The following is a 10546-nucleotide window of genomic DNA, read 5'->3' as shown; positions in this document are numbered from 1 at the left end:
AGAGATCTAAAGATCCGGAATAGGAAGACGGGCTAACAATTCATGGGACTCGCAATCGAGCGTGCTTCGCTGCTTAGCGGTTTGGGACTGGTCCAGGGCATCGTGGAACGGCGCACGACGGTTCCGATACTCGGCCATGTTCTACTCGAACCAAACGGAAATGCGCTGACGCTGAGCGCGACCGACCTCGAAGTCGGAATCCGCACCCAGGTCGCGTGTACCGGCAAGGAAAAGAGCCTGACGCTCAACGCGCGCAAGCTTTTCGAAATCGTGCGCGAGACGGAAGGCGACGAAGTCGCGCTGACGTCGCTCGACGGCGATTGGGTCGAGCTGAAATGCGGCCGCGCGAAGTTCAAAATGATGGGCCTCGATCCGCGCAGCTTCCCCGCGATGCCGAGTCAGAGCACCGGCAAGGATTCGGGAGCAGCAAAAAAACAACTCAAGGCCGAATTGACGATTCCCGCGGCCGTGCTGGCCGGAATGATCGATAAAACGATCTTCGCGGTCAGTCCGGATGAAGCGCGATACAACCTGAGCGGTGTGTTCGTCGAGTCCAACGCTCCGGGATCGGCCCGGATGGTCGCGACGGACGGGCATCGGTTAGCCATGATCGAGCGCGAAGTGCCGGGATTCAGAATGGAGACCGGCGCGATCATTCCGCGAAAGGGTCTCGCGGAGCTGCACAAAATTCTGGATGTGGGAGGCGACGCCGAAGTGCGGCTGAGCCTCGAAGGTCAGCTTGCGTATTTGAAGCGCGGTGCGACGGAAGTCTCGATGCGGTTGGTCGAGGGCGAATTCCCCGACTACCGCGGCGTGATTCCAAAGCAGTCGAAGCACAAGATCACCGTCAAGCGGGATTTACTGTTCGCGGCAATCAAGCGCGCGGCGATTTTCTCGAGCGAGCGATACCACGGCGTAAAATTCGCGCTTTCGGCGGGAACGCTGACGGTCTCATCGACGAGTCCCGAAACGGGAGAAGCAAGCGAGTCGCTCGACGTGGATTTCAAGAGCGAAGAATTCGCGATCGGATTCAACGCGTCATACGTGCAGCAGGCGCTGGGGGTGATCCCGCAAGGCGCGGATTCCACGGTAGAGCTCGGCCTCAGCGACGACGTCAGCCCGGGTGTAATCAGGACAGAATCGGATCAGCAGTACACGTACGTCGTGATGCCGATGCGGCTGTAACGGCGCGAACGGTCGATCACTTAATCGAATGTGAAACCCGCGGTGGGTTTCACGCTTCCTTCGGCAGGGGTGACCCCTGCACCCAGTATGAGAACAAGATGCGGGACTTCGTCCCTGTTAGAAGGTTGGGGGCAATATGCCTGCATCACGGCTGATAATTCAATTGCCAAGGCGGACCAGCACTACTTTGTTTCGGAAATTGTAGTCGGTCTCCCATGGATATGACGCTTCGCTGAGCTCGATCGATGTCGGGGTGTCGAGCTTGGGCATGTCGCGGCGGCGGACGATCATCCACTTGGCATCGCCTTTCGCGATAGCGTCCTGCAAGTCCTGCTTCTTGTCGAACTCAGAAAGCGGCTTTGGCGGATTGAGGTAGAACAGCGGCCCTTCGGTCTTGAAAAGGACGAGGTGGTCGGTCGAACCGCCAATCTTGTTCAGAACCGCGTAGCCGAAGGGCTTTTCACCGCGGTATGCCTCCGCTGCGGGCATCGCGAAGATATATATGTAGGCCATTACGAGATACGCGATGGCGCCCATTGAAATTGCGACACGATACGGGCTGAATTTGCGAATCGTGTAGATGATCGCGGCGACCGATACGAACCAGAACACGATGAAGGCCGGTTTGGCGGGCAGATCGGGGAGCGCGTCGTAGGGGCTCGGCAGAATCGCCCAGGCTGGAATCAGCAGGAGAATGCCGGCGAGCGCGAGGAACGCGACGAGCGCGTAGCCGATAATCAGCAGGCGTCGGGCGAATATCGAGCGTAGTTCGCCGGGATACGCGAGCGTTCGCGCGACGAGGATCGCCACGGCGGGCAGAATCGGCAGTATGTAGTAGCTGCGGCGCGATCCGGAGACAGTGAAAAATATGAACGTCGCCCAGAAATACACCAGCGCGAATCGGTCGGCGCGGGCTGGCTCGGCGTTGGCATGGCGCAGGCTGTGCGTTTCGACCAAGGCGGCGGGTAACAGCGCTGACCACGGCGCCATCAGGCCGAAGATGACGTAAACATACAAGTAGATGGTGCCGCGATGGTCGAACGGGTGGAAAAACCGCACGACGTTCTCGCGATAGACCATCGCGAGGCCCTTTTGCGTGCCCATCATGCGCGCCGAGATTTCGAACGGCAGGTAATACACGAGGCCGCCGACCGCGACGCCGGCGACGGTGTACCAATTGAAGAACCATCGATTGCGCTTGATGAGTTTTCTTATCCGGTCAGGTACCGAGCCGTTGAAAATTTTCTGAAAAAATTGCGACCAACCGTCGCGCAAGCATGAGTACACGCCAATCACCAATAGCGGCAGCGCGAATCCGAGCAGGCCCTTGGTGAGCGAAGTCGCCGCCATGATCAGCCACAGGCCGACCACCCAGATTCCGCCGCCGCGCTCCTCGTTGTGGTTGAAGAGCAGCAGTGCGGCGAGCTCACCGGTTAGAGTTTCGACGTCGGCGCTGGCGTGGCGCGAAAAGAAAACGAAGCTGAAGCTGGTCGCGAGGATGACGCCAGCGAGAATCGCCGTGCGAGCGTCGTAGACGCGTCGCACGAGGAGCATGAGTAGCGCCACTGCGAGGAGTCCCGCGATTGCGCAAGGGAGGCGCGTGGCAGCCTCGTTGAGGCCGCCCGTGAACGGTGTCGAAAGAATTACGAGCCAGTACGAGCCGAGCGGCTTGTCGTAATAGACATGGCCATTAATCGTCGGCCAGAAGTAGTTGTGCGTCACGAGCATCTCGCGCGCAATTTCGGCCCATCGGAATTCCGACGACCACAGCGCGCGCGCGCCGAGGCGGGCGAAGAAGAGAATCGCGGCGAAAATGAGGACGCATCCGGCGCGCAGGCGGAATCGCATAGCAGCGAATTGTAACTGGCACGCTCGATACTCTGCCATACGGCAAGTCGATCGGAATGACAGAGCGGCGAGAGGCAGATAGGATGATGCGAGATTCATGAGCCAGGCGAAAAATCCCGAAAATCATTCCGGCCGCAAGCCGAACCGGTTAATCAACGAACAGAGTCCGTACCTGCGCCAACATGCGTACAACCCGGTCGATTGGTATGCGTGGGGGGCGGACGCGCTGGCGCGCGCGCGGTCGGAGAACAAGCCGATCATGCTTTCGATCGGATACTCGGCCTGTCACTGGTGCCACGTGATGGAGCGCGAGTCGTTCGAGAACGATGCTATCGCGCGGGTGATCAATGAGAACTTCGTACCGATCAAGGTCGATCGCGAAGAGCGGCCCGATCTCGATCAGATTTACATGGATGCGGTGCAGTTGATCACGGGGCGCGGCGGTTGGCCGCTGACGATGTTCCTCGCGCCGGACGGACGGCCGTTTTTCGGCGGGACGTACTATCCGCCGGAAGATCGCCAAGGGATGCCGGGCTTCCCGCGAATCCTGGCGGCGGTGTCGCAGGCGTATCGCGACAAGGCGAAGGAAGTCACCAACAATCTCGAGAAGCTGACCGAGGCGCTCGGCGCGCTGACGAACTATGTGCCGACCGGTGGCGACCTGAAGCCGGGGCTGGCGGCGGAATCGGCGCGCTCGCTCGCGTCGCACTACGACAGTATCAATGGCGGGCTGGGGCAGGCGCCGAAATTTCCCAACACGTTCGTGTTCTCGCTGTTTCTTCGCGTACACGCTGCCGACGGCGACGAGGCGATGGCGGAAATGGTTCGGCACACGCTGTCGAAGATGGCGCGCGGCGGAATCTACGACCAGATCGGCGGCGGGTTTCATCGCTACAGCGTCGATGAGCGATGGCTGGTGCCGCACTTCGAGAAAATGCTTTACGACAATGCGTTGCTGGCGCGCTTGTATCTCGACGCGGGGCGTGCGCTGAACGAAACGGAGTTTCTAGGCGTCGCGCGCGAAATTTTCGATTACGTTTTGCGCGAGATGACCAGTCCCGAGGGTGGCTTTTACGCAGCGCAAGACGCGGACAGCGAGGGCGAGGAAGGAAAGTTTTTCGTCTGGACGCCGGAGCAGGTCGACGCCGTCGTCGGTCCCGAGCTCGGCGCGATCGCGGAGCGCTATTTCGACATCTCGATCGAAGGCAATTTCGAAGACGCGAACATTCCGCATCGCACGATCGAACTGGCCGACGCAACACGCATGTTCAAAGTGTCGGAAGACGAAATGTCCGCGAAGATTCGCGAGATTCGCGGCAAGCTGTTCACGGCGCGCGAACAAAGGGTGAAGCCGGGGCGCGACGAGAAGATCCTGGTGGCATGGAATGCGATGATGATCGGCGCGTTCGCCGAGGGATATCGCGCACTGCACGAGCGGCGGTATCTCGAGGCAGCGCAGCGCGCGGCGGACTTCATCATGACGACGATGTGGGACGGGCGCGCGCTCAAGCGGTCATTCAAGGACGGAGTCGCGCGGCACAACGCCTACCTCGAAGACTACGCGCAGTTGGCGGGCGCGATGCTCGACGTGTACGAAGCGTCGCTCGACCCAAAATATTTGGCGCATGCGCGGACACTGGCGAACGTGATCCTCGAGCGGTTTATCGACAAGGAAAAAGGCGGCTTCTATTTCACCTCGGACGATCACGAAGCACTGATCACGCGCTCGAAGGCGGCGTTCGACGGATCGACGCCGTCGGGCAACAGCGCCGCCGCGATGGCGCTACTCAGGCTGCACGGCTACACCGGCGAGGAGCGTTACCGCGTCGAGGCGGAGCGCACGCTCAAGTTGTTTCGCGAGTTTATCGAAAAGCAGCCGTTCGGATTTTCGCACATGCTCGAAGCGGTGGACCTTTATCAGCGCGGGCCGACCGACGTCGTGATTGTGGGCAGTCGCAACTCGACCGAACTGCTTGAATGGATCGAGCGGCTCGGCCTCATCCACGTTCCGAATCTAGCGATCTTCGTCGCGGATCCGTCCGAAGCTCAGACCGGTTTCATCCCGGAGCAGGTGCGCGACAAGCGGCAAATCGACGGCCATGTGACTGCTTACGTGTGCCGCGAGCATACGTGCACGCCGCCGATCACGAGGTTCAAGGATCTGCAAAAGGAATTGGCCGACTAGCTCGGGCGATGGACCGCGACGCGCGCGACCTTACCGCGGCTGGCGCAAAGCCGGCGCCGCATTTCCCGCCAATCGTCGTGAATCGTGCGGCGCGGCGGCACGGAGCGCGGCTGCGAGTCGTGCTGCTCAACGCGGCCGGCGGGCGCGGCCTGCGCGAAATCGCGCGATGCCTCAAGCGTCCGCCGCTGCGGGACGCCGATGTGATCCTGTTATGCGAAGTCAATTCGACGAAGGGAGCGGAGCGCCGCGAAGTCGCGCTGGAACTTGGCGAGATGCTCGAGATGAGCTGCGCGTATGTTCCCGAGTTCGGCCTCAAACCCCCGGACAGCGAAGGCGAAATCGTCTCGTACATGGGCAATGCGATCCTCAGTTCGGTGCCGTTTGAGGAGGTGGCGGCAGTCGCGATCCATCGACCGCGCACTCCGATGGCTTGGCCGATACGCAGGCGCCGTTGGACGCGCGTCGGCACGCCAACGGGAATTGTTACCAAGGTGAAATTCGGCGGTGTGGAAGTAACCATCGGCGTCGCGCATCTGCACAGCCGCTGCACGCCGGCCGAGCGCGCGCGCCAGATGGCGACTTACCTTGAATCGTTCCCGGCGGCGGGCCGCGCGATTTTCGGCGGCGACCTGAATACTACTACCACTGAGCTGTCCAGCCGCGCGTTGCTGCTGGCGGCGGCGCGGCGGATGATCGCGAATCCGGACAGGTTCCGCGCGCCTCAGGCGCACGAGCCGTTGTTCGAGCATCTGCGAGGGCGCGGGCTCGAGATCGAAGGCGTCAACGTGCCCAATCGCCCGACGTTCACTTTCTCAGGACTGATTCCCCGATCACTGCGGCCAAAACTCGATTGGCTCGCGGTCCGCGAGCTGCGTCCGATCGCGGGAACAGCGGCGGTCGTCACACCGCGGTCGCCTATCCTGTTGCGCCGCGTCTCCGATCACGATTTCGTGACGGTCGATATCGAATCGTAGCTGCTGCGCGGAACCGCGGAAATCCTTCCGCATCGCGATGTGACCTGACTAGAATTGCGCGGCCGACCTGAGGAGGCGCACGCGATGGCATCGTTCAACGGACTCGGCATGCACATGGGGAATCTCGCGATTCTTTCCGACGCGGAGAGCCGCTCGATAAGTCCCGAAAATCCGACCGGCGAAAAGGGCAAGGGCGCTATGGCGATTCCCGACCCGGCCAGGAGTCCCGCGCGCAAGCTGGGTCGTGGATGGAAGGTCGCGCCGTATGTGGTGATTGAGCCGGGCGAGGTGAAAGTGCTCGCCGATATTTCGGGAGCGGGCGCGATTGCGCAAATCTGGATGACGCCGACAGGACCGTGGCGCTCGAGCATCCTGAGAATTTACTGGGATGGATCGCCGGAGCCGTCGGTGGAATGCCCGGTCGGCGATTTTTTCGCCTGCGGATGGAACAAATATGCGCAAGTGTCGTCGCTGGCGGTATGCGTGAATCCCGGCAGCGCGTTCAATTGCTATTGGGAAATGCCGTTTAGGAAGCGGTGCCTGATTACTATGACCAATACTGCCGACACCGCGATGATACTATTCTATCAAATCAACTATGTACTCACTGAAGTACCTACTGATGCCGCCTACTTCCATGCGCAATTCCGGCGCGTGAACCCGCTGCCATACAAAGAGGTTTACACGATTCTCGATGGAGTGACGGGGCGCGGGCAATACGTCGGGACGTACATGGTGTGGGGAGTTCACAACAGCGGATGGTGGGGCGAGGGCGAGATAAAGTTTTTCATCGACGGCGATGCGGAGTTTCCGACGATCTGCGGCACCGGCACCGAGGATTATTTCTGCGGCTCATACAATTTCGATGTGGGCAAGGAGAACGGCGGGTATCGCGAGTTCACGACACCCTACGCGGGATTGGCACAAGTGATTCGGCCCGACGGGCTGTATGCGTCGCAGCAAAGATTCGGAATGTATCGCTGGCATATCGCGGATCCGATCAGGTTCAAGCGCGATTTGCGCGTGACTATCCAGGCGCTGGGATGGATGGGCGATCCGCGCAAGGGCGCGGAGTTCCTGCCGCTGCAGGACGATATTGCGTCGGTGGCGTATTGGTACCAAACTATCCCGGCGGCAAAATTTCCGCCGCTGCCATCGCCGGACTATCTGCGCATCGTGTAATGCGTACTACGTAATCTCAGGCGGAGGTGCGAACGCGCCTCGAGCGCGTTCGTAGGCGGCGGCGACGCGTATCACTTCGTGTTCTCCGAACGGCCGACCGATTAGCTGCATCGCAATAGGTAGTCCGTCGGGCGAAAGTCCGGTGGGAATAGCTATTGCCGGTTGACCGGTCGTATTGAAGGGCTGCGTGAAGCGCAAAATCGCGGCGACGACATCTACCCGGTCTTCGCGCCCCTCCAGGATCTGAGTGGTGCCGATTTTCGGAGCGACGATGGCAGCGGCTGGTGCGACCAGCACGTCGTGATCGGCCAACACCGCTATCGACTCGGCCAGCGTGCGGGCTCGGGCACGCTGGGCGCGGATATAACTGGTAGCGGTCGTCATCATGCCGATCTCCAGCCTGCGGCGCACGTCGTCGCCATAGTCCTGGGGTCGCGTGCGCATCCAATCTTCATGAATCTCGAGCGCCTCGGCCCAGGTGATGATGCCGTTCATGATTCCGGCCATCGGGAGTGACGGAATCGTTACGTGATCGACGGTCGCGCCGAGCGATCGCAGCGTCTCGAGTGCGGCGTTGAACGAGCGCGCGACGTCCTCGCTCAGCCCCTCATTGAGTTCGCGAATCACGCCTACGCGCATGCCGGAGATTTCGCCGTCGAGGCCGGCTGAGAAATCGGGAACGCGCTCGCGGCTCGAGGTGGAGTCGTTGCGGTCGCCGCCGGCGATTACTTGCAGCATCATCGCAGCGTCGCGAACCGTGCGCGCGATCGGGCCAACGTGATCGAGCGTGTAGGCCAGCGGCAAAACGCCGTAACGGCTGACGCGGCTCCAGGTCGGCTTCAGCCCGATGCATCCGCAAAGTGCGGCGGGAATGCGAATCGAACCTCCCGTGTCGGTGCCGATGGTGGCGGCGGCGCTGCGCGCTACGATCGCAGCGGCTGAGCCGCCACTTGAGCCACCGGGGATTCGGTCGAGCGCGTACGGATTGCGCACGATTCCCCAGTGTGGGTTTGACGACGTGATTCCGTATGCGAACTCGTGCAGGTTGAGCTTACCGAGCAGCACGGCGCCGCCGCGCTTGAGGCGCGTCCACACGGTCGCGTCGTGATCGGGTTTGAAGTCGGCGAGGATTTTCGAACCACCCGTGGTGCGAATTCCCCTGGTGTACACCAGATCCTTGAGCGCGATCGGAACGCCGTGAAATGGTCCGCGCCACTTTCCGGCGGCGATTTCGACCTCGGCTTTTTTCGCCGCCTTGCGCGCGAGCGTGTCGGTAACCGTAATATACGCGCGAAGCGACCCGTCGGTCTGTTCGATTCGCCCGAGGTACGCCTCGGTCACCTCGACCGGTGATATATCACGCGCGCGCAGCTTCGCGGACAGGGTAGCAACATCAAAGTCGAGTAGCTCCTGAAATGGAATCGACATAGGAATGAATCCTCGAAGTGACTAATGAAGTAGTGTTACGACTTGTTTTTGGAAGTACGAGTGGCTTCGGCCAACAGCACCGGGTAGCCGAAGGGAGGTTCGATGCCGGCAATACCGATTGAGCCGAGGTGGCCGGCGAGAGTGAGCATCGCCCCAGCGCCGCGCGCGATTGAGTGCGCGTCGGCGTCGGAGATTTCGTAACCGTAGAGATCGCGCAATACCTGTTTCACAGTTTCGGCAGTAACCATTGGCATAGTGTCTCTCCGATTCTGACTATTCGAGTTTGTGCGCCGATTCGATTATCAAGTCGCACACGCGGCGAGCGTCTTCAAGCGCGAGCAGCCGGTAGCACTCGCGTCCGGTCCAATCCGGCGCAATCGATGGGTTCGTAAACGGTAGATAACCCTGTTGAAATATATGCTCATCACGAGCGCGCAGTTCAATATGGCGATGGATGCGCTGGAGGCGGAGGTGCGGAGTGTTCAGCAGGTCGAGTAAAACGGCGGTCATCTCTGGCTCTCTCAAGCCCGAAACGATGATCACGCGTTGATTGGTGAGGCCGTAAAACGTGTTCGAGATATAGGTGTGGAACACGATCGCTTCCGCAATCAGGACACAGACCAGCACTGCGAGCAGTATTGAATTGGTGTCGGCGCGCTCGGCAAGGTTCGAGTCGAGCGGCAACGAACGCATCACGAGCGCGGCAATTCCAACGAGCACGATCGCGCCGGCGCGCCAGCGAAGCGCGGTCGTGTCATGCGGGCGTCCGCACCAGAGCAGTTCCTCGCGCGCGAGCAGATGCGGAGTGATGACGGCGGCCGCCTCAGGATCCATCGATTACTTGACGATGCCGGCCGCGCGGATCGTGGCGATTCGATCGGGCGAGTAACCGAGGTACTCGCGTAGGATTTCGTCGGTATGCTCGCCGAGCATCGGAGCAGCGCGGTCGATCTTGCCGGGAGTCGCGGAAAACTTCGTCAGCAATCCTGTTTGATTCACGCGGCCCCACTGCGAATGAGACAACTCGGCAGTGAGGGCGTTCGCGACAACTTGGGGATCGTCGAACAACTCACGAGAATGATTTATCCGCGTAGCCGGGATGGCGGATTTCTTCAATGCTGTGAGAGCGTTGTCACCCTTGAGCTTGGCAAATTGCTCCGCGAGCGCCGTCGCGAGCGCACCCTCGTTCGGCGCCCGCGCGGCCTCATCCCAGTTGCTATTCGGCAGGTCCGGCAGAATAGTCAGTAGCGCGTTCCACTGAGTTTCAGTAGATAGCGAGATGAATAGCCATTCGCTGTCGCGGCATTGGTATGCACGCGAAAGGGCCGAGCGCCCGCGATTCTCGGGGCTGCCATCTTCCATGTCGGGCCTGCCGGGATAAAACGCGAACTCGCCGGCCTGAAACGCCATCGCGGATTGCAACAGCGAAGTCTCGCAAAACTGCCCGCGGCCTGTGAATTCGCGTGCACGCAGCGCGAGGACGCATCCAAACGCGGAGAGCATCGCGGCGCCGTAATCACAAATCGCGCAGGTCAGGTACACAGGATGCCCGTGGTGGCCGCCTTGCGCCGCCATCACACCCGATCGCGCCTGCAGCAGTGGATCGAAGCCGGGCTGATTGTGCTCAGGGCCGCGATTTCCGAACGCATTGACCGACATATAGATGATGCGCGGGTTGCGCGCCGCCAGCGTTTCGTAGTCGAAGCCGAACTTGCGCATCCGGCCCGGCCGCAGATTCTCGACC

At 60.8% G+C, this 10546-nt stretch carries 9 protein-coding genes; 4 read left to right on the top strand and 5 right to left on the bottom strand.

Going from position 1 to position 10546, the window contains the following annotated elements:
* Positions 1–42: 42 nt before the first annotated feature.
* Positions 43–1185: a DNA polymerase III subunit beta gene (gene dnaN, locus VJX68_RS00210; RefSeq protein WP_324093617.1), complete on the top strand. Its 1143-nt coding sequence runs from the start codon at positions 43–45 to the stop codon at positions 1183–1185.
* Positions 1186–1344: 159 nt separating this feature from the next.
* On the opposite strand, the gene VJX68_RS00205 is transcribed toward dnaN, so the two are convergent.
* Positions 1345–3033, bottom strand: a complete 1689-nt coding sequence (locus VJX68_RS00205) for an ArnT family glycosyltransferase (RefSeq protein WP_324093616.1) — start codon at positions 3031–3033, stop codon at positions 1345–1347.
* A 97-nt stretch (positions 3034–3130) separates the two neighbouring features.
* Here VJX68_RS00205 and VJX68_RS00200 point away from each other — a divergent pair, with 97 nt between their 5' ends.
* From VJX68_RS00200 to VJX68_RS00190, 3 genes are all read left to right on the top strand, one after another.
* Positions 3131–5218 carry a thioredoxin domain-containing protein gene (locus VJX68_RS00200; protein WP_324093615.1) on the top strand — a complete coding sequence of 696 codons (2088 nt, stop codon included), beginning with the start codon at positions 3131–3133 and terminating at the stop codon, positions 5216–5218.
* A gap of 8 nt (positions 5219–5226) precedes the next feature.
* Positions 5227–6192, top strand: a complete 966-nt coding sequence (locus VJX68_RS00195; RefSeq protein ID WP_324093614.1) for an endonuclease/exonuclease/phosphatase family protein — start codon at positions 5227–5229, stop codon at positions 6190–6192.
* An 84-nt stretch (positions 6193–6276) separates the two neighbouring features.
* Positions 6277–7374: a glycoside hydrolase family 172 protein gene (locus VJX68_RS00190; protein WP_324093613.1), complete on the top strand. Its 1098-nt coding sequence runs from the start codon at positions 6277–6279 to the stop codon at positions 7372–7374.
* A 6-nt stretch (positions 7375–7380) separates the two neighbouring features.
* Here VJX68_RS00190 and VJX68_RS00185 read toward each other — a convergent pair whose 3' ends face one another.
* The 4 genes from VJX68_RS00185 to VJX68_RS00170 form a co-directional block, all read right to left on the bottom strand.
* On the bottom strand, positions 7381–8802 hold the full coding sequence (locus VJX68_RS00185; RefSeq protein ID WP_324093612.1) for an amidase: 1422 nt from the start codon (positions 8800–8802) through the stop codon (positions 7381–7383).
* Between the two features lie 35 nt (positions 8803–8837).
* Entirely contained in the window at positions 8838–9056 is a 219-nt protein-coding gene (locus VJX68_RS00180; RefSeq protein WP_324093611.1) for a hypothetical protein, read from the bottom strand.
* A gap of 19 nt (positions 9057–9075) precedes the next feature.
* Positions 9076–9636, bottom strand: coding sequence for a hypothetical protein (locus VJX68_RS00175; RefSeq protein ID WP_324093610.1), 561 nt, complete (start codon positions 9634–9636; stop codon positions 9076–9078).
* A gap of 3 nt (positions 9637–9639) precedes the next feature.
* On the bottom strand, positions 9640–10546 hold a 907-nt coding region (locus VJX68_RS00170), incomplete at its 5' end, for a CaiB/BaiF CoA transferase family protein (RefSeq protein WP_324093609.1).

Source organism: Binatus sp. (SeqCode), assembly GCF_035272065.1.
Classification (GTDB): Bacteria; Desulfobacterota; Binatia; order Binatales; family Binataceae; genus Binatus.
Note: the sequence above shows the minus strand (reverse complement) of the source record. Positions and strands in the feature narration are given on the sequence as shown.

Bases quoted from the DNA above. Each gene is read 5' to 3' on its own strand.
- dnaN (WP_324093617.1), top strand. From the start codon at position 43: ATGGGACTCGCAATCGAGCGTGCTTCGCTGCTTAGCGGTTTGGGACTG.
- VJX68_RS00205 (WP_324093616.1), bottom strand. From the start codon at position 3,033: ATGCGATTCCGCCTGCGCGCCGGATGCGTCCTCATTTTCGCCGCGATT.
- VJX68_RS00200 (WP_324093615.1), top strand. From the start codon at position 3,131: ATGAGCCAGGCGAAAAATCCCGAAAATCATTCCGGCCGCAAGCCGAAC.
- VJX68_RS00195 (WP_324093614.1), top strand. From the start codon at position 5,227: ATGGACCGCGACGCGCGCGACCTTACCGCGGCTGGCGCAAAGCCGGCG.
- VJX68_RS00190 (WP_324093613.1), top strand. From the start codon at position 6,277: ATGGCATCGTTCAACGGACTCGGCATGCACATGGGGAATCTCGCGATT.
- VJX68_RS00185 (WP_324093612.1), bottom strand. From the start codon at position 8,802: ATGTCGATTCCATTTCAGGAGCTACTCGACTTTGATGTTGCTACCCTG.
- VJX68_RS00180 (WP_324093611.1), bottom strand. From the start codon at position 9,056: ATGCCAATGGTTACTGCCGAAACTGTGAAACAGGTATTGCGCGATCTC.
- VJX68_RS00175 (WP_324093610.1), bottom strand. From the start codon at position 9,636: ATGGATCCTGAGGCGGCCGCCGTCATCACTCCGCATCTGCTCGCGCGC.